Below are 22,050 nucleotides of genomic sequence, written 5' to 3' on the forward strand. Positions count from 1 at the left end.
TGATGGCGCTTCGCTTATCAGGCCTACAACCAATGCCGCTCCGTAGGCCGGATAAGGCGCAGCCGCCATCCGGCACAAGCGATACCACTCCGTAGGCCGGATAAGGCGTAGCCGCCATCCGGCACAAGCGATGCCGCTCCGTAGGCCGGATAAGGCGCAGCCGCCATCCGGCACAAGCGATACCGCTCCGTAGGCCGGATAAGGCGCAGCCGCCATCCGGCACAAGCGATACCACTCCGTAGGCCGGATAAGGCGCAGCCGCCATCCGGCACAACAAAAAATCAGTTCTGCAACACCGACGACACCAGCAGCTGGGTATACGGATGATGCGGATCGTCGAGCACGCGGTCGGTTAACCCACTTTCCACCACCTGACCCTGCTTCATCACCAGCAAACGGTCGGCCAGCAGGCGCGCGACGCCCAAATCGTGGGTGACAATCACTACCGCCAGATCCAGTTCCACCACCAGGCCGCGCAGCAGGTCCAGCAGTTTGGCCTGTACCGAAACGTCCAGCCCGCCGGTAGGTTCGTCCATAAACACCAGTTTGGGATGGGTGACGAGGTTGCGGGCAATCTGCAGGCGCTGCTGCATGCCGCCGGAAAAGGTGGTGGGCAGATCGTCGATACGCGAGGCAGGGATCTCTACCTCCTCCAGCCAGCGCTGCGCGGTGGCGCGGATGTCGCCGTAGTGACGTGCGCCGGTGGCCATCAGACGTTCGCCGATATTGCCGCCTGCGGAGACCTGACGGCGAAGGCCATCCAGCGGATGCTGATGCACCACGCCCCATTCGGTGCGCAGCAGACGGCGACGGTCGGCTTCGTTCATGCCGTACAGCGAACGGTTCTGATACAAAATCTCACCGCTCTGCGGCGTCAGCCGTGAAGAGATCGATTTCAGCAGCGTGGTTTTGCCGGAACCGGACTCGCCGACGATACCCAGCACTTCGCCTGGCCACAGGTCAAAAGAGACATTGCTGAAGCCCTTGCCCGGCGCGTAGAGATGGGTCAGGTTGTTGACTGAAAGCAGCGGTTGCGTCATTTGCTGAGGGCCTCGCTCTGTTGGCGGCAGTAGTCGGTGTCGGAGCAGACAAACATGCGTTTGCCGGTGTCATCGAGCACCACTTCATCGAGATAGCTGTGGGTTGAGCCGCAGATGGCGCAAGGCTCATCCCAGCTCTGCACGGTAAACGGGTGATCGTCGAAATCGAGGCTTTCCACGCGGGTGTAAGGTGGAACGGCATAGATACGCTTTTCGCGGCCAGCGCCAAACAGTTGCAGGGCTGGCATCATGTCCATCTTTGGATTGTCGAATTTCGGGATGGGCGACGGGTCCATGACGTAGCGGTTATTGACCTTCACCGGATAGGCGTAAGTGGTGGCAATATGGCCGAAGCGGGCGATATCTTCATACAGTTTTACCTGCATGATGCCGTACTCTTCCAGCGCGTGCATGGTGCGAGTTTCCGTTTCACGCGGTTCGATAAAGCGCAGCGGCTCAGGGATCGGTACCTGGAAGATGATTATCTGATCTTCCACCAGCGGCGTTTCCGGGATGCGGTGGCGGGTCTGGATCAGCGTCGCATCTTCCGTACGCTCAGTGGTATTCACCCCGGTTACGCGTTTGAAGAAGTTGCGAATCGACACGGCGTTGGTGGTGTCATCCGCGCCCTGGTCAATCACCTTCAATACGTCCGGCTCGCCAATCACGCTGGCGGTGAGCTGGATGCCGCCGGTTCCCCAGCCGTAGGGCATCGGCATTTCACGTCCGCCAAACGGGACCTGGTAACCCGGGATTGCCACCGCTTTCAGAATTGCGCGGCGGATCATGCGTTTGGTCTGCTCATCAAGATAGGCAAAGTTGTAGCCGGAGAGGTTAGTGGTCACGGGTGGCCTCCTGTTGCAGGCGTTTGAGCAGTTCCAGTTCGGCCTGAAAATCGACGTAATGGGGAAGTTTGAGGTGCGAAACAAAACCCGCCGCCTCGACGTTATCCGCATGCGCCAGCACGAACTCTTCGTCCTGCGCCGGTCCTGTGACCGTTTCATCGTATTCGGCTGCCTGTAGGGCGCGGTCCACCAGCGCCATCGCCATCGCTTTACGTTCGCTCATACCGAACACCAGCCCGTAGCCGCGGGTAAAATGGGGGGATTCGTTTTCTGGTGCGACAAACCCGTTCACCATTTCACATTCGGTCATCAGCAGTTCGCCGACGTTAACCGCAAATCCCAGCTCTTCCGGCACCGTTTCCAGTGCCACATAGCCGCTGCGGATTTCGGCGGCAAACGGGTGATTGCGCCCGTAGCCGCGCTGGGTGGAGTAGGCCAGCGCCAGCAGATAGCCTTCGTCACCGCGCATCAGCTGTTGCAGACGTGAAGCGCGTGAGCAGGGGTAAACCGGCGGCGTGCGGGTGATGTCGTCGGGTGTCGCGCCATCATCCTCTTCACGCTTTGCCAGCCCCTGGTTGGCCAGCAGGGAAAAAACGTGCGGGGAGGCATCCTGCGCGCCGTCTGCGCTGCGCAGAGGCGGCGTTTCGCCATTGGCCAGCAGGGTAAAATCCAGCAGGCGATGGGTGTAGTCATAGGTTGGACCCAACAGTTGCCCGCCGGGAATATCTTTGTAGACCGCCGAGATTCGGCGCTCAAGGCGCATTTCTGCGCTGTTAACCGGTTCACTGACCGCCACTTTTGCCAGCGTAGTGCGGTAGGCGCGGAGCAAAAAGATGGCTTCGACGTTATCGCCGCTGGCCTGCTTCAGCGCCAGTGCCGCCAGTTCGCGGTCGGCGATGCCGCCTTCGGTCATCACCCGGTCGACGGCCAGGTTCATCTGCTGTTCGATTTGCGCCACGCTCAGTTCAGCAATGGTCTCATCGCCCCGGCGTCGGTTTTCCTGCAGGGCGTGGGCGTTGGCTATCGCCTTTTCGCCCCCTTTGACGGCGACGTACATCAGCACACCTCCACATGGGTGGTTCGCGGAATAGCCAGCAGGCGTTCGCCGCAGGTGAGGATCAGATCGACCCCCAGTGGGAACGGGTGCGGGCGTTCGGTGAGTTCGTGAATCAGACATTCCGGCAGCTGTGGCGCGATCATGCGCTCTTCGGCGATGCCCGCGCCGGTCAGACGCAGCATGCGTCCGCCGCTTAAGCCAGAGACCTGCACAATCAGCGTGGCGCTGGTCTCTGGCGCGACGGCTGAACCGGCGGAGAGGGCGTTAAGCTGTTCGCTGCTGATGCGCTCGTCGGCGACGGCAAAGGCCGCCAGCTGCGGCTGATCCACCAGCGGCGCGTTGGTATGAAAACGCAGGTTCTGGCGGGCAATATCGTTATCCATCGACGGCGCCAGCCAGACCGGCGTGTCGCCATCGACCAGGGTCAGCAGCACGCTGGTGGTCGCCAGACCCAGCGGCTGCCAGCCGTGTTTCAGTTGATGCAGGGCGACGATTACGCCCGGTTCGCTCATGGCTTTCAGCAGGCGACGAAAGCTCTGCTGAGCATCCTGAACGGGTAAATTAAAAGCGGTCAGAAGTGCTGTAGATCGTGTCATGCGTTATCTCCGCGTACCAGCGTGAAGAAGTCGACCCGGCTGGCGTTGACTTCGGCACGGCGTGCGTTAATCAGCGCATCGCGTTCCGCTTCCAGCGGGGCAATTAAGGTTTCCATTAGGTTCTGGAAATGCGTTTGTTCCTGCAGCAGTGCGTCAATCACCGCGCACTGCTCGGCATGTTGTTTATTGCGTCCCAGCAGGTAGCTGTAACCCAGCGTGCCGCTCTTCAGACGTACCACTGCGCGAGTTAGCGTGGTGTCACCGGCAAAGAAGCGGTTGCCGGTACCGCCCATACGGGCCTGGATCTGCATCAGTCCGCTTTCCGGGGCGCGGATAAGTTCATAGTCCGGCGTCAGTTTGAGCGCGGTGATGCGGGCGTTCAGGGCATCGGCATTGCTGTAAGCCAGCGCGCGCATCCAGCGCTGGCGGGTGGCGGTATCGAAATGCATTCAGTGCTCCATAGTGAATTCGATCATGTCGGCGCGGGTCAGGCTGACGGAGTATTCCGCCGCGTGTTCTTCGCCTTCACGGTGGTTCAGGGTGCGCACGCACAGCAGCGGCGCCATATTGGGGATTTCCAGCACCTTGCTCTCTTTGGCCTGCGCACGGCGGGCGCTGATGCGCGTTTGCGTGCGTAGCAGCGTCAGACCGGACTGTTCGCGCAGGTAGTCATGCAGCGAACCGCTGTTGAAGCCTTGCAGCAGCGGCCACAGCGAGAGGTCGGAAAAATAGTGGTCGATCTGGCACAGTGCGATGCCGTTAACCCGGCGCAGGGTGCGCAGGTGAATCACGTTATCGCCCTCGTTTATGCTGAGCGCATCGGCAATGTGGCTGGAGGCCGGACGCAGCACCGCCAGCAGTTTTTCGCTGGTGGGATGGCTGCCCTGGTCCAGCAGATTCTGACTAAAGCGCGCCTGGGCATTAAGCGGGTAATCGAACGGGCGCATCAGCACCAGCACGCCGACGCCCTGACGACGCTGAACCCAACCGCGTTCAACCAACTGGTCAATGGCGCGGCGCAGGGTGTGGCGGTTTACCTCGAAGCGCGCGGCAAGCTGATGCTCGGCGGGCAGATAGTCACCGCAGCGATAATGTTGACGTAGCTCCTGCTCAAGTCTCGCGGCAATTTCCTGATAACGCGTTGGATAACTGGTCGGATGTGTAGACAAGTGCATAGCAATCAATGCCTCGCTAATCAGATAAAGTGCTTACGCAAACGCTGGGAAAGGAAATCCAACAGGCTGACGGTGACGATGATTAACACCATCAAGGCGCAGGTTTGCTGGAACTGAAAGCCGCGAATCGCTTCCCATAAGGTCACACCAATACCGCCTGCACCCACCATTCCGACCACCGTGGCCGAGCGAACGTTGGATTCAAAGCGATACAGCGAGTAGGAGATAAGCAGCGGCATGACCTGTGGCAGAACGCCGTACAGAATCTCTTCAATTTTGTTGGCACCGGTGGCGCGAATGCCTTCTACCGGACCTGGCTCAATAGCTTCTACCGCTTCAGAAAGCAGTTTGGAGAGCACCCCGGTAGTGTGGATAAACAGCGCCATCACCCCGGCGAATGGGCCTAACCCGACGGCGACCACGAACAGCATGGCGAAGACCATTTCATTGATGGCGCGGCAGGCGTCCATCAGGCGACGCATCGGCTGGTAAATCCACCACGGCACGAGGTTATCGGCGCACATCAGGCCGAAGGGAATCGACAGCACAACGGCGAGGGCAGTCCCCCAGACGGCAATTTGCAGGGTGACGGCCATTTCACCGAGATAGTCCTGCCACTGGCTGAAGTCCGGCGGGAAGAAGTCGGCGGCGAAGGTCGCCATATTGCCGGAATCCTGGATCAGCGTGAGCGGGGCCATTTCGGCACCTTTCCACGAGACCACCAGCACGGCGAGAAGAATGGCCCAACTCAGCAGCGAGAACCAGCTACGTTTGGGCGGGGCGACGGTGATGGTTTGCATGTTTAGCTCCTGGGTGTCGATGTTTCGGGTCTGTTGTAGGCCGGATAAGGTGCTGGCACCGCCATCCGGCATGGAATCCCTTGCATTGCCTGATGGCGCTGCGCTTATCAGGCCTACAATTTGGTCACCAGGTTTACTGCACCGCTTTGGTGACGCTGGTCATAGCGCCCAGTGCGGCGGTCAGACGGTCAAGGTCATCGAGCTGCGCTTTCAATGCCGAGGTTTTGCTGGTTTTCTCTTCCTCGTTCAGCCCTTTGTTGTCCTTCACACCCTGCATCTCTTTAAACAGTGCCAGCTGGCGAATCGGCACCAGTTGCAGATCGCTGGAGGCGCGGAACGGTGCCCATCCCAGGCGTTCCAGTACGGTTTTCTGTTCCGGCGTTTTGCCGTAATTCATAAAGAAGTCGTACACCTTGTCCTTGGTGGTTTCGGAGAGGTTTTTACGCCAGACGATCGGATCGCCCGGGATCAGCGGCGACTTCCAGATCACCTTCAGCTCTTTCAGTTTTTCCGGTGCAGAAGTTTTCAGCTTGTCGAGGTTTTCGGTGTTGTTGGTGGCGACATCGACCTGCTTGTTGGCGACGGCCAGCGCGTTGGTTTCGTGTCCGGCGTTAACGGTGCGTTTGAAGTCGCTGGCGGAGATGTTGTTTTTGGCGAAGACGTAGTAGCCGGGGACGAGGAAGCCTGACGTTGAGTTGGGATCGCCGTTGCCGAAGGTCAGATCCTTACGTTTGGCGATCAGATCGTTCAGGTTATTGATCGGACTGTCTTTGTTAACGATCAACACGCTCCAGTAACCTGGGGATCCGTCGGCGGCGACGGTCTGGGCAAACACTTGCCCGTTAGCGCGATCCACCGCTTCCATTGCCGAGAGGTTGCCGTACCAGGCGATATCAACTTTGTTAAAGCGCATTCCCTGGATGATCCCGGCGTAGTCCGGGGCGAAGAAGGCGTTCACTTTCACGCCCAGTGATTTTTCCATGTCCTTCAGGAACGGTTCCCACTGCGGCTTCAGATTTTGCTGTGATTCGGTCGAAATAATGCCAAAGTTCAGCGCTTTTTCTTGCTCTTCGGCATGGGCCGGGGTGAGCAGTGTGCTGAGACTAAACATGCTGGTGAAAGCCAGCGCGGCAATTGTTCTATAACTCATTTCCATTCCTCATTGTGGGGATGTCAGGCAGCCTGCGCGCTCTGTTCGATGCGGTTCATGCTGCGGTAGAGATGGTCAAAACGATCGTTATCAAAATGCTGGCTGCTGCCATCAAAGAAGACGCTGCCCTGGCGCAGCGCGACGATGCGTTCGCAGTAGCGCAGGGCGTAATCCACCTGATGCAGCGTGACGACCACGGTGATGCCGTCGGTCTGGTTTATATCGCGTAGGGTGTCCATCACGATGCGTGCGGATTCCGGGTCCAGCGAAGCAATCGGCTCATCGGCGAGGATCACTTTGGCCTGCTGCATCAGCGCGCGGGCGATTGCAACGCGCTGCTGCTGACCGCCCGAAAGCGTGGAAACGCGCTGGTATGCAAAGTGCGCCATGCCCACGCGGGTCAGCGCCTGTAATGCACGCTGTTTTTGTTCCTGGCTAAACCAGCTAAAACAGGTACGCCAGAACGGCGTGCTGCCGAGCGCGCCAATCAGGACGTTCTCCAGCACTGTCAGGCGGTTCACCAGATTGAACTGCTGGAAGATGTAGCCGGTGTGGGCGCGGCTTTTGCGGATATCGCGCGCCAGGCGGCCTTCATGTTGAACGGTGCGGCCCAGCAGCTCGACGCGGCTACCGGGGGATTTATCACCGGTGATCAAACCGCTTAAATGACGTAAAAGGGTGGATTTGCCGGAGCCAGACGGCCCAAGCAGAGCCACCATCTCACCGGAACAGATGTTCAGATCAACCGCATTGAGCGCCTGATGTTGATTGAAGGACTTGGAGAGTTTCTCGACGCGAATAATCGTTTGCATGATGCGGCCTCCCTAAAAAAGTGGCCCCATCGTGGCGGATCAATGTGACGTTTTCGTTAAGGGATGGTTACTCGACGATGAAGAGTTGAGCGCTATTTGATGACAGTACGGGAGGGCTGGCCTCCCGTTGGATTACTCTGTAGGGGGTTGCTGTTGTTTGACAACGTTGATCATCCACGGCACGCCATACTGGTCGCTCACTTTACCGAAACCGTGGGCCCAGAAGGTTTCCTGCCAGTCCATTTCGATTTTTCCGTTTGCTGCCAGGTTATCAAACCAGCGTTTGCCTTCATCGACGTTTTGCGTGTCGAGCACCAGCGTGAAGCCAGAGTAGTGAGCATTTCCGTCCGGGGCGCTATCGCTCATCATGATGTCACTGCCCGCAACGCGCAGGTTGGCGTGGGCGATGGCGGTGTCGGGGAATTTCAAGCCTGAAGGGCAACCATCTTCGCTATCCTGCGCCGATTTGGGCATTTCACCGAAGTTGATTTTGTAGAGTAGCTCAGCGCCTAACGTTTTTTGATAGTAGGCGATAGCGTCAGCGCAGTTGCCTGCAAAGGAGATATAGGGACTTAACGGCATAATCTTTACCTCAGGTAAAAGAAGCCAATTAAGTGTAGTTAGCGTCTGCAAAAATAAACCAGGCGGGAAGTATGAGCTTCCCGCCTGGCAGATGAGCTGGTGTTGACCTGATTAGCGTCGCGCTATCAGGCAATTTGCATCAGTTCTTTTTCACAAACTCAGATTTCAGCTTCATTGGGCCAAAGCCATCAATTTTGCAATCGATGTTGTGGTCACCTTCAACCAAACGAATGTTTTTCACTTTGGTACCAATCTTCAGCATGGAAGAGCTACCTTTTACCTTCAGGTCTTTCACGACGGTAACGCTGTCGCCGTCAGCCAGCAGGTTGCCGTTGGCATCCTTAACGATCAGTTCGTCGCTGTCCTGCGCCGGTTCAGCATCGTTCCATTCGTGAGCGCATTCCGGGCAGATGAACATGCCGTTATCTTCGTAAGTGTATTCGGAGTTGCATTGCGGGCAGTGTGGTAATGACATGTGGATTTCCTCAAAAGTCAGCAGGGGCAAATGCGCCCAAAAAATGGCAGATTGCCGAAAAAGGCCGCAATTATACATAAAATCCCTGCATTTGTCGGGACTACTGCGCGATTACGCAAAATGATCTGCTGTAAAGACCCTCTGCTTTCACCTCAATGAAAGTATGGCGGAATATTTTTTAAGGGAAATTGCTACGCTTAGATATTTAAGATAAGGTGAGGCGAAATATCTGATATTCATAGGTAACATTGCTTAGAAATGCCTAAGTCATTGTGATTGAATATCATTGAACCCCTTAAATTTAGTAGGGGGATTCCGCTGGCATTTTTTAAAACTGAACTACGCTGTCTATCTTTCTTACTTATTTTCATAAGTGAGAGGCATCAGGCCAGCGGTTATACACCAAATTTATTTTAATAATATCAATTGGTTGTTTTGATTTTAATTATTTCTATACGTAATTATAAAAGCCAAAAAATCTATAAATAAAACGATTGGGCTAAATAAAAGCAATGCCATTTGCGTTAAGGAAAAATTTTCCATGCACACACAGACAATATATGAATTAAGTCAGGAAGCGGAACGCTTGCTGATGCTCTCGCTTGAACATCTCAGGCAATTGCAAAAATTGCCCGTGACCTCGTTGGATGATGTCGCGCTAAAACAAGGAGAGCATAGCAGTCAGATTGTTCAGCCCCTGCATTTCAGCGCGCGTGGCATGGATGTCCAGCAAGCAACGCTCAATAATGAGCTGCGCAAGATTACGCGTCTGGAAATGGTACTGGCGATTGTTGGCACGATGAAAGCGGGAAAATCGACGACGATTAACGCGATTGTGGGGACAGAGGTGTTACCTAATCGTAATCGCCCCATGACGGCGTTACCAACGCTAATACGCCATACGCCGGGGCAGAAAGAGCCGGTGCTGCATTTTTCACATGTCGCGCCGATCGATGCCTTAATGAAGGTTTTGCAGCAGCGCGTGCGCGAGTGCGATCGCCTGCGTCTTACGCAGACCCTGGAAATTGACAAGGATATGAATGTCCTGCTGCAACATATTGAAAATGGTGTGGCATTTGAACGGTATTATCTTGGCGCACAGCCTATTTTCCATTGCCTTAAAAGCCTGAACGACCTGGTGCGCCTGTCAAAAGCATTGGACGTTGATTTTCCTTTTGCCGCCTATGCCGCGATTGAGCATATTCCGGTTATTGAAGTTGAGTTTGTCCATTTGGCCGGACAGGCAAGCTACCCAGGGCAATTAACGCTGCTGGATACGCCGGGGCCGAACGAGGCAGGACAACCGCACTTACAAAAAATGCTCAATGAACAGCTGGTGCGGGCCTCTGCGGTGCTGGCGGTGTTGGATTACACCCAACTGAAATCGATTTCCGATGAGGAAGTGCGTCAGGCGATTATGGCGGTCGGCAAGTCAGTACCGCTGTATGCGCTGGTGAACAAGTTCGATCAGAAAGACCGCAACAGTGATGATGAAGAACAGGTGCGGGCGTTGATTTCCGGCACGTTGATGCAAGGCGGAATTGCCCCTGAAAGAATTTATCCGGTCTCCTCAATGTGGGGCTATCTGGCGAACAGGGCACGTCATGAGCTGACGACGCGCGGGCGACTGCCGGATCATCAGGAGCAACGTTGGGTGCAGGATTTTGCCGAAGCGGCGCTTGGCAGACGCTGGCGCACCACCGATCTTGACGATACAGAACACATCCGCCATGCCGCCGACCTGTTGTGGGAAGACTCGCTGTTTGAACAGCCAATTCAGAAAGTGATCCACGCCGCTTATGCTAATGCTTCGTTGTATGCGCTTCGCTCTGCGTCACATAAGTTATTGAACTATGCACAAAGCGTGCACGAATATCTGGAATTTCGCGCCCACGGGTTAACGGTCGCCTATGACAAACTGCGGCTGAACATCACGCATATTGAAGAGGATATGCAGCAGTTAGAAGTGAGCCAGGGGCGGGTGAGCGATGAAGTCAGCCATGAAGTAGAACTGGCGCTGGAGGCTGCCGCTGCCTATCTCAGTGAGCAACAGACTGAGATTCTTTGCGGTATCAACACGTTTTTTGTCAAAGAAAATGTCCTGATGATGTCACAACACGGTCTGGGGAATGCTGTGAATACGGCAGAAATGGCCGGAGAGATGTTGGTGCTGCATGATGAAGGGCAGGCGAAAATTGTGTTAGATAAAATTCGCTCATCCTGTGAGGGGGTATTGCTGGCGGCGCAGGAAAGCATCAGCCGGGACTTAGCCCTGCGTTTTGAACAGCTTGAGTCGACGCTCTCCCGGGCGCTAAATGACGCGATGCGGCCAATTGAACAAAGGGTGAAGGAGGAGCTAAACCACGCCGGTTTTCGTGCGCGGATCCGTTTTCCAGCGTTCCATACGGCGATGTTTAATTTCAATACCCGCCAATTGTTTAACGAGGCCATTGAGCAGGATATTCCGGCAGAAAATGCGCCGTCTACTGGCGGTGTGGTGCGTGACACTTTCTCTCGTTGGCTAAATCAACCCAACTGGGGATGGAATGATTACGTCGAAACAAAAACGCGTTATCTCATTGATATGGGCGCATTGCATAAAAACCTTGTGCAGTACGTCTCCCAGTTTTGCCAACAAATTCGTAAAGCTTTAGCTGCTCAGGTCGATATTTCCGTTACGGCTGGCATGGCCACATTTTTTGCTGATTTCTCTCTGTGCCTGGCGCAATTGCAGGCGAGTCTGAGTGAGAGCCTGACGCTACGCCAACAAAATGAATCGGCGGTGAATGCAATGAATGAGCAATTGCAGCAGCGCATTACGATTGCGGCATGGCTTTATGAAGATTCCCGTTTGCTGCGTGACGATATCAATACCCTTTTTGCAACCGAGCACACATGACTAACGTTTTACTGGAAGGCCCCGGGAGGACGCTGGAGTGTGTCTACCCGAAGTTTATGGTCGATCTGGTTCAGGGAGATGAAACCAAACGTTCCGGCGGTTTTCTGCAACAGCAGCAGCGGCTGCGCGCGCGTCTGACGCAGGAGGTGCTATCCCAAACGCAACTGCGTGCGTGGGTGATGGCGGGAGTGTCCAGCGAACATCTGGTGATGCGCCTTAAGCTGGTGGAGAAGCTGGCAGGCATGATTGATCCGGGTCATCTGGCGCTGGTACGGATCGTTGAAGGGTTGATGTTGTTGCAACAAACCGAACACCCGCGTGGGCTTTCAACCCCCGGTCTTTTACAGCAAATAAATTCACTGACTGACTGGTTTACCCAACGCGGTGCGTATAAAGAGAAGGCGCTGACCCAGCGCGGCCTGACGGTTCAGGCGGGTGAGCATAGCGAACAAATTTTTACCCGCTGGCGGGCTGGCGCGTATGACGGCTGGTCGTTACCAGGACGCTGTTTTGTCGCGCTGGAGGAGCTACGTTGGGGAGCTTTTGGTGATGCCTGCCGGTTAGCGAATGCCGATGTGGTGTTAATGCTAAAAGACAACCTGCGAACCATGGCGGCTCAGGCATTGGCGGACAGCGTGAATGCAGCGCCCGCTACGCGTCATTACTATCATCATTGGCTCAGCACGCCAGCTGTCGGCGGATCGGGCGAGTATAACGATATGCTGAGCTGGCTGGGGAGCTGGTGCGATGCGCAACGCCATCCGGTAAGCTGGTCGGTGACGCAGCGGTGGCAAAACGTGGCCTTGGGGATGCCGCGATTGTGTTCGGCAAAGCGGCTGGTCGATGCGATGGTTGAGGAGATTTTTGCACCGACCCTGCTCGTCAATTGAGCAGGGCTGGTGAGTAGGATAAAGGCAGGTTTAGTGGTGCAGAGAGTCTGCCGGGGTGGCCACCGCTTCGTTGACGACCAGGTTTTTATTAAAACGTTTGGCGTACAGCGCGGTGATAATCGGCACCAGAATGGCGGTGACAATTACGCTGGCGGCAACCAGCGCCGTAGCGGATGCGGCAACCGGTTCGAACGCCGGGTTAATCTGGGCGATAATCACCGGGTTTGCTACCGCAGCGCCTGCTGCTGAAGAGGCTGCGACGCCTGCCGTACCGTTCCCGCCACCAATAACACGGTCAGCAATAATCAGCGGGATACCGGTGATGACGATAACCGCGACACCCAGCAGGATACCCAGCAGACCGGTATCAACGATCACGCTCAGGTTAATAGTGTTACCCAACGCGAAGCCGAAGAACGGGATCAGCACCGGTGTGGCTTTGCTGAAGAAAGAACGCAGGTCGTGATCCAGGTTGCCCAACGTAAAGCCAATCAGGAACGGTAATACCGCGCCGATGAAATGGTGTGGCTCGAAGGAGGCCAGACCCGCAGAGCCGAGGATCACCATGGTCATTAACGGACCGGATTCCAGAGACATCAACACAAATGCGCCGGACTCTTCTTTGGTGCCGTACTGGTTCATCAGGCTGGCGTACAAACCACCGTTGGTCATGTCCATCGCGGAGACAATTGCCAAAACTGAGAGGCCTGCAAAGAACCCGGTTTGAATACCGGTATCAGGAATAAATGAAGCAGCAATCATTGCCACTACCCACGCCACGGCTATTTTGGTTATTACCAGCGTACCGGACTTGCGTAATACCGTACCGGTTGCCCGCAAATCAATAGATGCGCCGATACAAAAAAACCACACTGCCAGAATCGGTACCGTTCCGCTGATCATTCCTTTGGTAAACGAACCAAAATACGCACCGGTATCCGGAGCTAACGTATTTAACACTGCGCCTAATAACAGAGGAATCAACATCATTCCGCCGGGGATGCGTTCAATCGTGGCTTTAATTTTCATAAACGTCCTCATGTCTTGTCGCTGCTAAAACTCGCGCAAGAGGGTAAAAATTAATAAATTCAAATGGTTACTGGTATTTCTTAACAAAGAAAATCGCTATCTCTTTGTTTTATAAAATCTAACGCGGCATACGTTGAGCGTGTTGCTGCTCCCAGGGATATTGCGTCTGGAATTAGTTTGCATTCATGGGAACATTGATTCAATCAAAATAAAACGATGTTTTAGTTATCTTCATCACATATTCCGAGCAAAAGTTCCCGGTCGGTCTGATTATGAAAAAAGCTGTGATCTTTTTGTGAAGGGATTAGGTGGTTTTTTTGCTAGCAGAATAATAGTGACCGCTGTGATTGTTGGTGCAATAAAGCGATTTATTCTTGTATTTAATTGTCAGTAAATCGCAAGCATGACATGTAAAAAAGCTGACTAAGAATGACCTAATTTACGCATGTTGACGAAATGAAAAACTATATGTGAAGTTGATCACAAATTTAAACGCTGTTAGGGTAAAGAGGTCATTAACCGCCCAATCAGGCGTCAACAGGTTCGGTTGTACTGTGCGTTTCTCGTCAGTGTAAGTAAACCTGCTACGCTTGTTACAGGGAATGCGCCTGTGCATTCCCCGCTCGATGATGACTCTGACGCATGGGCGTTAGGGGACTCGAACTGGAGCGTGACAGGGCTAAGTCTATGAGGACGAGTATGCTAAAAAGGAAAAAAATAAAACCGATAACGCTGCGCGACGTTACCATCATTGATGACGGTAAATTGCGAAAAGCTATTACCGCAGCGTCGTTAGGTAATGCGATGGAGTGGTTCGATTTTGGTGTTTATGGATTTGTTGCTTACGCATTAGGTAAAGTGTTCTTCCCGGGGGCTGACCCCAGCGTGCAGATGGTTGCTGCACTCGCCACCTTCTCTGTTCCCTTTCTGATTCGACCGCTTGGCGGATTGTTCTTCGGTATGCTCGGCGATAAATACGGTCGTCAGAAGATACTCGCTATCACCATCGTGATTATGTCGATCAGTACCTTCTGTATCGGTCTTATTCCCTCTTATGCCTCAATTGGTATCTGGGCACCGATTCTGCTGTTGCTATGTAAGATGGCGCAGGGGTTCTCGGTCGGCGGAGAGTATACCGGGGCATCGATTTTTGTCGCAGAGTACTCGCCAGACCGTAAGCGCGGATTTATGGGCAGTTGGCTGGACTTCGGCTCGATTGCCGGGTTTGTGCTGGGCGCGGGCGTGGTGGTCCTGATCTCAACTATCGTCGGCGAGGATAACTTCCTTGAGTGGGGCTGGCGTATTCCGTTCTTCCTGGCTCTACCGTTAGGCCTGATTGGTCTGTACCTGCGCCATGCGCTGGAAGAGACGCCGGCGTTCCAGCAGCACGTGGATAAACTGGAGCAGGGCGATCGTCAGGGTCTGCAGGAAGGTCCTAAGGTCTCGTTTAAAGAGATTGCAACTAAGCACTGGCGCAGCCTGTTGGCATGTGTTGGTCTGGTGATTGCCACCAACGTCACCTACTACATGCTGCTCACCTATATGCCGAGCTATCTGTCGCATAACCTGCATTACTCTGAAGACCACGGCGTGTTGATTATTATCGCCATCATGATTGGTATGCTGTTTGTGCAGCCGATTATGGGTTTGCTCAGCGACCGTTTCGGGCGTCGTCCGTTTGTGATCATGGGCAGTATTGCGCTGTTTGTGCTGGCGATTCCGGCATTTATTCTGATTAACAGTAATGTTATCGGCCTGATTTTCGCCGGGTTGCTGATGTTGGCGGTGATCCTCAACTGCTTTACCGGGGTGATGGCGTCAACGTTACCGGCGATGTTCCCGACGCATATTCGCTACAGTGCGCTGGCCGCCGCGTTTAATATCTCGGTATTAATCGCCGGTCTGACTCCGACATTGGCCGCATGGCTGGTGGAAAGCTCGCAGAATCTGATGATGCCTGCTTATTATCTGATGGTGATTGCGGTAGTAGGTTTGATTACCGGCGTGACCATGAAAGAGACGGCTAATCAGCCGCTGAAAGGCGCGACACCTGCTGCTTCGGATATTCAGGAAGCGAAAGAGATCCTCGGCGAACACTACGATAACATTGAACAGAAAATCGAAGATATCGATCAGGAAATTGCTGAGCTACAGGTTAAGCGCACGCGTCTGGTGCAGCAGCATCCGCGTATTGAAGAGTAACGGTGTTATTGCCTGATGGCACTACGTTTATCAGGCCTACGGGCAGCGCCGTACTTAGTCGGCCGGATAAGGCGCTAGCCGCCATCCGGCGCATGGCCTGGGCATTCGTGTTATTGCCTGATGGCACTACGTTTATCAGGCCTACGGGCAGCGTTGTACTCAGTAGGCCGGATAAGGCGTTAGCCGCCATCCGGCGCATGGCCTGGACATTCGTGTTATTGCCTGATGGCACTACGTTTATCAGGCCTACGGGCAGTGTTGTACTTTCGTAGGCCGGATAAGGCGCTAGCCGCCATCCGGCGCATGGCCCGGGCATTCGTGTTATTGCCTGATGGCACTACGTTTATCAGGCCTACGGGCAGCATTGTACTCAGTAGGCCGGATAAGGTGTCTTATGATATCAACTTAAGGTTGGCTTAATCTGTGTCAGGCAAACTCTCCTCCATAGTTTCGGAGGAGAGTGTCATGAAAACCCGTATTTATGAAAGTTTGACCACCGTGTGCAGTGTGCTGATCGTCAGCAGCTTTTTGTATGTGTGGGTGAGCTCTTACTGATTTTTCGCCAATTCCACCCATGCGCGAGTGCCGCTGGCTCCCTGGCGATTTTGCAGATAGAAATGCCCGTGATGTAACTGGGTGATGCGACTGACAATGCTCAGCCCCAGCCCAATCCCACCAAAACGGCTGTCCATACGGACGAATGCTTTACTCAACTCCCCGCATTTACTTTCATCAATGCCAGGCCCTTCATCCTCGACGGCCAGGACGGCATCATGCTCGGTGTTCAGGCTAATCGTAATATGGGTGCCTTCCGGGCTGTAACGATGCGCGTTTTCCACCAGATTTCGTAGCAGCATCCGCAACAGCGTAGCATCGCCACGCACGACAACGTCCGCCGCGCTTTGTGGCAGGAGCAGCGTCTGTTTACGTTGGTCCAGCATGGTGCTGAGTTCATCGTAGGAGGGCAGAATAACGTCCTCCAGCAGTTTGACATGCTGGTAGCTCCCGGCCGAAAACGACTGTCCGACGCGGGCGAGTTGCAGCAGCTGCGATACGCTGTCCATCATTTGGTCAAGGCGGGCAATCAACGGCGTAACGTCGACCTTATGGGTTTTGGATAATAATTCCAGATGCAGGCGAACGCCTGACAGCGGTGTGCGCAGTTCGTGGGCGACATCGGCGGTAAATAAACGTTCGTTTTCAATAGTGCTGGTCAGCCGCGTTACCAGGTCATTGAGCGCTGAGACAACGGCCTGGATCTCAACGGTTGAGCTGTGAATTTCAATCGGGGCCAGGTTATCGGCTGCTCGCGCTTCTAACTCTTTTTGCAGATCTGCCAGCGGGCGGGTTATTCGTCGCACCGCCTGATAGCAAATCAGCAGCGCCAGGCTGACCATAAAGATGCCGGGGACGATCAGGCTGGCGATGGCCTCGCGGATCTCATGCATGATGTGGCGATCGTTATTACGATTTTCGCGTAACGCCTGTTCGAATAACTGTATTTGTTCGGTACTTTCGTGCCACAACCAGAAGGTGCTAATCAACTGAAAGACCAGCAGAATTAGACCGATCGTCAGTATTAACCGTTGGCGAAGAGGGAGAGGTCGTTTTAGATATTGCAGCAGCTTCACTTAGCTTTCCTCAGTGGCGACCAGCATATAGCCAAATCCCCTGACCGTACGGATGCGTGATTTTCCGACTTTATCGCGCAGATTGTGAATGTGCACTTCCAGCGTGTTGGTAGACGGTTCGTTATCCCAGCTGTAGATGTCGTTATACAAAATTTCCCGGTGTACCGGGCTGCCCGCTTTGAGCATCAGGCGTGACAGGAGCGCGTATTCTTTCGGCGTTAAGATAACCTCTTGTCCGTCCATCCACACCTGGCGACGACCGATATTCAGCGTCAGATTGCTGACAATTAATTCACTTTCACCCTGATTGTTGTGGCGACGCAGAAGTGCCCGGATACGGGCGTGCAGTTCTTCCAGTGCGAACGGTTTGACCAGATAGTCATCGGCACCCACATCCAGCCCGCTGACCCGGTCTTTGAGCGTGTCACGGGCGGTGAGGATCAGCACGGGGAGAGAGTATTTCTTCTGTCTGATGCGGGTCAGGAAGTGCAAGCCGTCTTCATCCGGCAAGCCCAGGTCCAGAACAACCAGACTGTAATGTCCGGTCTCCAGACACTGCTCGGCTGCACGGGCGGTTGACACGCCATCACAGGCGTAGCCTTCTGTTTGTGCAGCGAGTATCAGTCCCTGTAGTAACAACGTGTCGTCTTCAACAATCAGAATTTTCATTCGTTTAGCCTCCCCGGCAGGGTTGCAGAATATCATCTGCCGCCTGATATTTCTGTGTTTGCACGCCCGTTAATCCCAGCAGAGTTGAGAAGAGATTATCCTGCGAGAAGTCTTCTGAGCTTGCCCGTTTTTGCAAACATGTCTGAGAGACCTGATAGCGTTGCTGATAATCCTCGGAGAGCCACAGCAGCATCGGCACATGTTTTTGCGTATCTGGTGCAATCGAATACGGCAGGCCGTGCAAATAGACGCCATTTTCCCCTAAGGATTCGCCGTGATCGGAAAGATAGACCAGGCTGGTGGTGAAATTATCCTGGTGTTCTTTCAGTATATTGATCGCTTTATCAACAATATAGTCAACGTAAAGAATGGTGTTGTCGTAAGTATTGACCAACTGTTGCTGCGAACAGGTCTGGATTTCGTTGGTATCGCAGGTTGGCGTATATTTCTTAAACTGCGCAGGATAGCGGTTGTAATAGGTCGGACCGTGGCTGCCGATGGTGTGCAGCACAATCACCCCGTCGCCTTGCAGGTTATTAATGTACTCTTCCAGCCCGTGGAACAGGATTTCATCGTAGCATTCACCGTCAATACACTGCCCTGGCAGGTTCAGCTTAGTCATATTCTGGTGTGGAACCCGATCACAGGCTCCTTTGCAGCCGCCGTCGTTATCGTTCCACAGAACGTTAATTCCCGCCCGCTGAATGATGTCGAGTACGCCTTCCTGATGCTGTGCCAGTTCTTCGTCGTAGTGCGCGCGTGGCATATCCGAGAACATGCAGGGTACTGATACTGCCGTTGCCGTTCCGCAGGATGTGGTGCGGGGGAAATAGACCACATCATCTTTTTCCAGCAGCGGGTTGGTCTGGCGCGAATAGCCTGACAGCGAGAAGTTATCGCCGCGCGAGGTCTCGCCGAGAACCACAATCGTCAGGTTCTTACGCTTTTCTTTTACCATCAACGGATTGCGATGGGCATCTTCGCCAATGCGCACCAGCGGCAGGTGGGCCAGTCGCTGGTGTGAATACCAGGATGACGTCGCCACAATGCTGTTGGATGGACTGAGGGATTTCACCAGTTCTTTGTTGTTGCGAAACAGTGAGGCGTAATCTTTATAGAAGAACGCTGCGACCAGCACGATCAGCAGCGCGGAGATCAGAATGTTCGCGCCACGAAACAGTATGCTGCGCATAACTGGCGTGATCGGTTTAATTTTTACCCAGCAGGCAATGAGCGCGGCCAGAATGCCGCTCACCCCGAGCGTGATGAGCATTTGCGGCGTCAGCAAAGCAAAGGTTTCGGCGGGCGTAGTGTCCATCATATTGGCGATCATCGAGCGGTCGATGATGATGCCGTAGGTCATGATGAAATATTGGGCCGATGCGCCAACCAGAATGAAAATGCACGCCACCAGGCGATTAAGCCACAGGAATGAGGCCAGCGTCAGCACAATGTTCATGACGCTGAACGCGACCACCGGCATTGATAAAAACACCAGCACGTTACGCACAGAGTCCAGAGGCAGGTCTTGCAGCACTTGTTTGTAGAACGCAATGTTCAGGAAAGTCGCAAGATAAAATGAGATCAGCAGAAGCCAGCTGATTAGCCCGAGAGTGGGCCTTTTAAACAAGAGCTTTAACATTAAGGGGGTTCCATCGACTATGTGGCGCAAATCCTCTCAAAGTAAAATTAAGCCAACCTTAAGTTCTTAATGTTGATTTTTCGAAGAGCGGTAGGAGAACGTTGACCCGATGAACTTACGCCATCGGGCCACGACGATTGTTGGCGTTAGTTATTGTTTACCGGGGCATCCAGTGGATACGGGTTTTTATGGATCCGGTTGTAGTTCAATGCGTACAGCGCGGTGATGATCATCAGCGTGACGAACGACCACATCACTTCTTTGGCGCCGGAACCGACAACCGCCCAGATGCAGTAGACAAAGGCGATAAAGGTGACCAGTAAGTACATCGGGCGTGCTTTACCAAAGTGACCATGGCCGAGCAGCAGCAGCGCGGCGCAGGTGTACAGATACGGCACCAGGGTGAAGATAACGGAAACCGAAGAGACCAGACCAAACTCTTTCGCTGCGTTCGGCGACATGCTGCTGAACTGGAAGATGGTCATCAGGATGCCGACGATAATTAACCCGGCCACTGGCGTACCGGCTTTGTTCACGCGGGCAAAAATCGGTGGGAACAGGCCGTCATCGGCTGCGGCTTTGGCGGTTTGCCCGGCAAGCAGCGTCCAGCCACCCAGAGAACCAAGACACCCGGCAGCAGCACAGAAGGAAACTATCGCCCCAGCGGTGTCACCCAGCGCCATACGTGCGGCATCACCGAACGGGGAGGCTGATACACGCAGCGCCGCGTTAGGGATCATACCCATGATTGCGGTGGTGGAGAGCACGTAGCAAACAGCGGCAATCAGCACGCCGCCCATGGTAGCGATAGGTACGTTACGTTTGGGATTTTTAACCACGCCAGCCGCAACGGAGGCGCTTTCCACCCCGATAAATGACCACAAGGTGACGTTCAGAGTGCTTTGAATCGCGCCGAAGGTGTTCATCCCGCTGACGTTCCAGGCTGCCATATAGGTTTCACCGCGGAACCAGAACCAGCCGAAGACGGCAATCCCGACAATTGGCACCAGTGCCAGTACCGTTGCGACGGCCTGCACGCGGGTGATCATTTTCGGTCCGACAATGTTCAGTAATACGAAGATCCACAGCACTACGACGCAGGTCAGCGTCAGGACCAGCGGATCTTTTAAGATGGGGAAGAAGTAGCTCAGGTAACCGACGCCAATGACCACCATGGCGATGTTACCAATCCAGCAGGCCAGCCAGTACAGCACGTTGGTCTGGTAGCCCAAAAAAGGACCGAAGCAGCGGCGGGCGTAAGCATAAGAACCACCGGGACTGGAGTCTAAGGACGACATTTTGGCGTACACCATCGACAGTGCCAGAGCACCGATAATCGTGACCAACCATCCGTAGATTGCAATCCCGCCAGTTGACGCAAGGTTTGCGGGTAGCAGGAATACACCGGAACCCATAATATTCCCCGACACCATAAGGGTGACGGGGATTAAGCCCACTTTGTGAGCATCAGCATCCGTCGACATATTTTTTAACTCCTGATAAGGATAAATGACGCCTTATCATACCTCGTCAAAAGTCTATTTAATGATGACGGAGCTGGGGTATCGCTAATGCTGATATTATTATGGCTTATTGCTAACTGATTAAAAATCAGGCGGCGGATGGCTCCCTATGTTGACTCACATAATGCAGAGGCGTCATCCCATAGAACTCTTTGAATACGGAGATAAAGTATGAGGTACTGTTATATCCACACAGTTGAGAGACCTGAGAAATGTTTTTGCCGTCCATCAGTAATTGATTGACGGCATATCGCATGCGACATGTGGTAATTATTTGGCTGTAACTTGTATTTTCACTTTTGAGCTTTTTCTTTAACAAACTGGGACTCAGGCATAAGCAACTGGCAACCATGCTTAAATTCCAGTCTTTATGTATATCGCTCTCAATAATGTGATAAACGCTATCGCTGATACAGTTGCGCAGCATATACATGAGCAAAGAAATAAACTTTTTGCTGTCGAGAAAGCGTGATAACACCGTGAACAGTAGCGAGCGCGTACGCTCTCTTTCAGCTTCGTTCACTGTGTCCATTACGCTGTGTTGGGCTGCCACCCTGAAGACATCCGGCGTCAGACACGCGGCGGTCATCACTGGGCTGGCACTGCGTTGCCAGAGTGGGATCTGTGAAAGGTCTTTATTTAAAAAGCGCAGATAATCTTTAATGATATCGCGGCTGATATGTACGACCAATGCGTTATTAAGTGATGAGAAATCGATAATATTATTATCGCATGCCACCAGTGCCATATGATTAGCTTTTAAACTGATGGCTTCTTTACCGTTAATCCTTAACCAAACATCCTTCTCCGTTAATACAACAACACAAGCTTCTTTGCTGCAAAGCCTCATACCCAACTCCAGGAATATGAACATAAAACACCGTAGCTCAACATCAGATGAGCCAAATCGGCTAAATTGAAATTGTATGATGAAACCAGGACTGCAATAAAATAACGTGTCTGAAATTAATTACAATGTTTGGCGGGATTTTTCTTATGTACACATTTTTGTACGCAAGTGGAAAGGCGCTAT

General features: G+C 53.6%; 21 protein-coding genes. 4 read left to right on the forward strand and 17 right to left on the reverse strand.

Annotated features, from left to right (window positions below; translation table 11 throughout):
- Positions 1-281: 281 nt before the first annotated feature.
- The 11 genes from phnK to ACHHZ7_RS17965 form a co-directional block, all read right to left on the reverse strand.
- Positions 282-1,040, reverse strand: coding sequence for a phosphonate C-P lyase system protein PhnK (gene phnK / locus ACHHZ7_RS17915; RefSeq protein ID WP_060683107.1), 759 nt, complete (start codon positions 1,038-1,040; stop codon positions 282-284).
- Positions 1,037-1,828, reverse strand: a complete 792-nt coding sequence (gene phnJ, locus ACHHZ7_RS17920; RefSeq protein WP_234096745.1) for an alpha-D-ribose 1-methylphosphonate 5-phosphate C-P-lyase PhnJ — start codon at positions 1,826-1,828, stop codon at positions 1,037-1,039. The genes phnK and phnJ overlap by 4 nt, the downstream gene beginning before the upstream one ends.
- Before the next feature lie 46 nt (positions 1,829-1,874).
- Positions 1,875-2,942 (reverse strand): carbon-phosphorus lyase complex subunit PhnI, encoded by a 1,068-nt coding sequence (locus ACHHZ7_RS17925; RefSeq protein WP_003844770.1) that lies wholly within the window; start codon positions 2,940-2,942, stop codon positions 1,875-1,877.
- Positions 2,942-3,538: a phosphonate C-P lyase system protein PhnH gene (phnH, locus tag ACHHZ7_RS17930; protein WP_008786957.1), complete on the reverse strand. Its 597-nt coding sequence runs from the start codon at positions 3,536-3,538 to the stop codon at positions 2,942-2,944. The genes ACHHZ7_RS17925 and phnH overlap by 1 nt, the downstream gene beginning before the upstream one ends.
- A complete protein-coding gene (gene phnG / locus ACHHZ7_RS17935; RefSeq protein ID WP_008786958.1) occupies positions 3,535-3,987 on the reverse strand; it encodes a phosphonate C-P lyase system protein PhnG in 453 nt (150 codons plus the stop codon). Before phnG ends, phnH begins: the two co-directional genes overlap by 4 nt.
- On the reverse strand, positions 3,988-4,713 hold the full coding sequence (gene phnF / locus ACHHZ7_RS17940) for a phosphonate metabolism transcriptional regulator PhnF (protein WP_003826721.1): 726 nt from the start codon (positions 4,711-4,713) through the stop codon (positions 3,988-3,990). It lies immediately after the preceding gene.
- A 20-nt stretch (positions 4,714-4,733) separates the two neighbouring features.
- Complete coding sequence (gene phnE / locus ACHHZ7_RS17945; protein WP_016155398.1) at positions 4,734-5,513, reverse strand: phosphonate ABC transporter, permease protein PhnE; 780 nt, start codon at positions 5,511-5,513, stop codon at positions 4,734-4,736.
- A 133-nt stretch (positions 5,514-5,646) separates the two neighbouring features.
- On the reverse strand, positions 5,647-6,663 hold the full coding sequence (gene phnD / locus ACHHZ7_RS17950; RefSeq protein ID WP_060683108.1) for a phosphonate ABC transporter substrate-binding protein: 1,017 nt from the start codon (positions 6,661-6,663) through the stop codon (positions 5,647-5,649).
- Positions 6,664-6,686: 23 nt separating this feature from the next.
- On the reverse strand, positions 6,687-7,475 hold the full coding sequence (gene phnC / locus ACHHZ7_RS17955; RefSeq protein ID WP_060683109.1) for a phosphonate ABC transporter ATP-binding protein: 789 nt from the start codon (positions 7,473-7,475) through the stop codon (positions 6,687-6,689).
- Positions 7,476-7,607: 132 nt separating this feature from the next.
- Positions 7,608-8,057: a VOC family metalloprotein YjdN gene (gene yjdN / locus ACHHZ7_RS17960; protein ID WP_032942129.1), complete on the reverse strand. Its 450-nt coding sequence runs from the start codon at positions 8,055-8,057 to the stop codon at positions 7,608-7,610.
- A 139-nt stretch (positions 8,058-8,196) separates the two neighbouring features.
- The gene (locus tag ACHHZ7_RS17965) at positions 8,197-8,532 is read right to left on the reverse strand and encodes a zinc ribbon domain-containing protein YjdM (RefSeq protein ID WP_003031835.1); all 336 of its coding nucleotides are present in this window, start codon (positions 8,530-8,532) and stop codon (positions 8,197-8,199) included.
- 541 nt (positions 8,533-9,073) lie between these two features.
- Between ACHHZ7_RS17965 and crfC the strand changes: the two genes are divergently transcribed.
- Positions 9,074-11,431 (forward strand): clamp-binding protein CrfC, encoded by a 2,358-nt coding sequence (gene crfC, locus ACHHZ7_RS17970; protein ID WP_060683110.1) that lies wholly within the window; start codon positions 9,074-9,076, stop codon positions 11,429-11,431.
- The gene (locus ACHHZ7_RS17975) at positions 11,428-12,321 is read left to right on the forward strand and encodes a diguanylate cyclase regulator RdcB family protein (protein WP_060683111.1); all 894 of its coding nucleotides are present in this window, start codon (positions 11,428-11,430) and stop codon (positions 12,319-12,321) included. Before crfC ends, ACHHZ7_RS17975 begins: the two co-directional genes overlap by 4 nt.
- Before the next feature lie 30 nt (positions 12,322-12,351).
- On the opposite strand, the gene kdgT is transcribed toward ACHHZ7_RS17975, so the two are convergent.
- A complete protein-coding gene (gene kdgT / locus ACHHZ7_RS17980) occupies positions 12,352-13,350 on the reverse strand; it encodes a 2-keto-3-deoxygluconate transporter (RefSeq protein WP_060683112.1) in 999 nt (332 codons plus the stop codon).
- A gap of 699 nt (positions 13,351-14,049) precedes the next feature.
- Here kdgT and proP point away from each other — a divergent pair.
- Complete coding sequence (gene proP / locus ACHHZ7_RS17985) at positions 14,050-15,552, forward strand: glycine betaine/L-proline transporter ProP (RefSeq protein ID WP_003826737.1); 1,503 nt, start codon at positions 14,050-14,052, stop codon at positions 15,550-15,552.
- Positions 15,553-16,017: 465 nt separating this feature from the next.
- Positions 16,018-16,107, forward strand: a complete 90-nt coding sequence (pmrR, locus tag ACHHZ7_RS17990; protein WP_003826741.1) for an LpxT activity modulator PmrR — start codon at positions 16,018-16,020, stop codon at positions 16,105-16,107.
- On the opposite strand, the gene pmrB is transcribed toward pmrR, so the two are convergent.
- From pmrB to ACHHZ7_RS18015, 5 genes are all read right to left on the reverse strand, one after another.
- Positions 16,101-17,174, reverse strand: coding sequence for a two-component system sensor histidine kinase PmrB (gene pmrB, locus ACHHZ7_RS17995; RefSeq protein ID WP_123969820.1), 1,074 nt, complete (start codon positions 17,172-17,174; stop codon positions 16,101-16,103). The genes pmrR and pmrB overlap by 7 nt on opposite strands.
- A gap of 9 nt (positions 17,175-17,183) precedes the next feature.
- Positions 17,184-17,852, reverse strand: coding sequence for a two-component system response regulator PmrA (gene pmrA, locus ACHHZ7_RS18000; RefSeq protein ID WP_008786966.1), 669 nt, complete (start codon positions 17,850-17,852; stop codon positions 17,184-17,186).
- Positions 17,853-17,856: 4 nt separating this feature from the next.
- Positions 17,857-19,494: a phosphoethanolamine transferase EptA gene (gene eptA / locus ACHHZ7_RS18005; RefSeq protein WP_060683114.1), complete on the reverse strand. Its 1,638-nt coding sequence runs from the start codon at positions 19,492-19,494 to the stop codon at positions 17,857-17,859.
- Between the two features lie 146 nt (positions 19,495-19,640).
- On the reverse strand, positions 19,641-20,978 hold the full coding sequence (gene adiC / locus ACHHZ7_RS18010) for an arginine/agmatine antiporter (RefSeq protein ID WP_003031853.1): 1,338 nt from the start codon (positions 20,976-20,978) through the stop codon (positions 19,641-19,643).
- A 127-nt stretch (positions 20,979-21,105) separates the two neighbouring features.
- Positions 21,106-21,867, reverse strand: a complete 762-nt coding sequence (locus ACHHZ7_RS18015; RefSeq protein WP_008786968.1) for an AraC family transcriptional regulator — start codon at positions 21,865-21,867, stop codon at positions 21,106-21,108.
- Positions 21,868-22,050: the final 183 nt, after the last annotated feature.

Source organism: Citrobacter freundii complex sp. 2024EL-00216 (genome assembly GCF_043945515.1).
Taxonomy (GTDB): Bacteria; Pseudomonadota; Gammaproteobacteria; order Enterobacterales; family Enterobacteriaceae; genus Citrobacter; species Citrobacter portucalensis.

Excerpts from the sequence above, each read along its gene's own strand:
- phnK (WP_060683107.1), bottom strand. The coding sequence starts at position 1,040 with ATGACGCAACCGCTGCTTTCAGTCAACAACCTGACCCATCTCTACGCG.
- phnJ (WP_234096745.1), bottom strand. The coding sequence starts at position 1,828 with ATGATCCGCCGCGCAATTCTGAAAGCGGTGGCAATCCCGGGTTACCAG.
- ACHHZ7_RS17925 (WP_003844770.1), bottom strand. The coding sequence starts at position 2,942 with ATGTACGTCGCCGTCAAAGGGGGCGAAAAGGCGATAGCCAACGCCCAC.
- phnH (WP_008786957.1), bottom strand. The coding sequence starts at position 3,538 with ATGACACGATCTACAGCACTTCTGACCGCTTTTAATTTACCCGTTCAG.
- phnG (WP_008786958.1), bottom strand. The coding sequence starts at position 3,987 with ATGCATTTCGATACCGCCACCCGCCAGCGCTGGATGCGCGCGCTGGCT.
- phnF (WP_003826721.1), bottom strand. The coding sequence starts at position 4,713 with ATGCACTTGTCTACACATCCGACCAGTTATCCAACGCGTTATCAGGAA.
- phnE (WP_016155398.1), bottom strand. The coding sequence starts at position 5,513 with ATGCAAACCATCACCGTCGCCCCGCCCAAACGTAGCTGGTTCTCGCTG.
- phnD (WP_060683108.1), bottom strand. The coding sequence starts at position 6,663 with ATGAGTTATAGAACAATTGCCGCGCTGGCTTTCACCAGCATGTTTAGT.
- phnC (WP_060683109.1), bottom strand. The coding sequence starts at position 7,475 with ATGCAAACGATTATTCGCGTCGAGAAACTCTCCAAGTCCTTCAATCAA.
- yjdN (WP_032942129.1), bottom strand. The coding sequence starts at position 8,057 with ATGCCGTTAAGTCCCTATATCTCCTTTGCAGGCAACTGCGCTGACGCT.
- ACHHZ7_RS17965 (WP_003031835.1), bottom strand. The coding sequence starts at position 8,532 with ATGTCATTACCACACTGCCCGCAATGCAACTCCGAATACACTTACGAA.
- crfC (WP_060683110.1), top strand. The coding sequence starts at position 9,074 with ATGCACACACAGACAATATATGAATTAAGTCAGGAAGCGGAACGCTTG.
- ACHHZ7_RS17975 (WP_060683111.1), top strand. The coding sequence starts at position 11,428 with ATGACTAACGTTTTACTGGAAGGCCCCGGGAGGACGCTGGAGTGTGTC.
- kdgT (WP_060683112.1), bottom strand. The coding sequence starts at position 13,350 with ATGAAAATTAAAGCCACGATTGAACGCATCCCCGGCGGAATGATGTTG.
- proP (WP_003826737.1), top strand. The coding sequence starts at position 14,050 with ATGCTAAAAAGGAAAAAAATAAAACCGATAACGCTGCGCGACGTTACC.
- pmrR (WP_003826741.1), top strand. The coding sequence starts at position 16,018 with ATGAAAACCCGTATTTATGAAAGTTTGACCACCGTGTGCAGTGTGCTG.
- pmrA (WP_008786966.1), bottom strand. The coding sequence starts at position 17,852 with ATGAAAATTCTGATTGTTGAAGACGACACGTTGTTACTACAGGGACTG.
- eptA (WP_060683114.1), bottom strand. The coding sequence starts at position 19,494 with ATGTTAAAGCTCTTGTTTAAAAGGCCCACTCTCGGGCTAATCAGCTGG.
- adiC (WP_003031853.1), bottom strand. The coding sequence starts at position 20,978 with ATGTCGACGGATGCTGATGCTCACAAAGTGGGCTTAATCCCCGTCACC.
- ACHHZ7_RS18015 (WP_008786968.1), bottom strand. The coding sequence starts at position 21,867 with ATGAGGCTTTGCAGCAAAGAAGCTTGTGTTGTTGTATTAACGGAGAAG.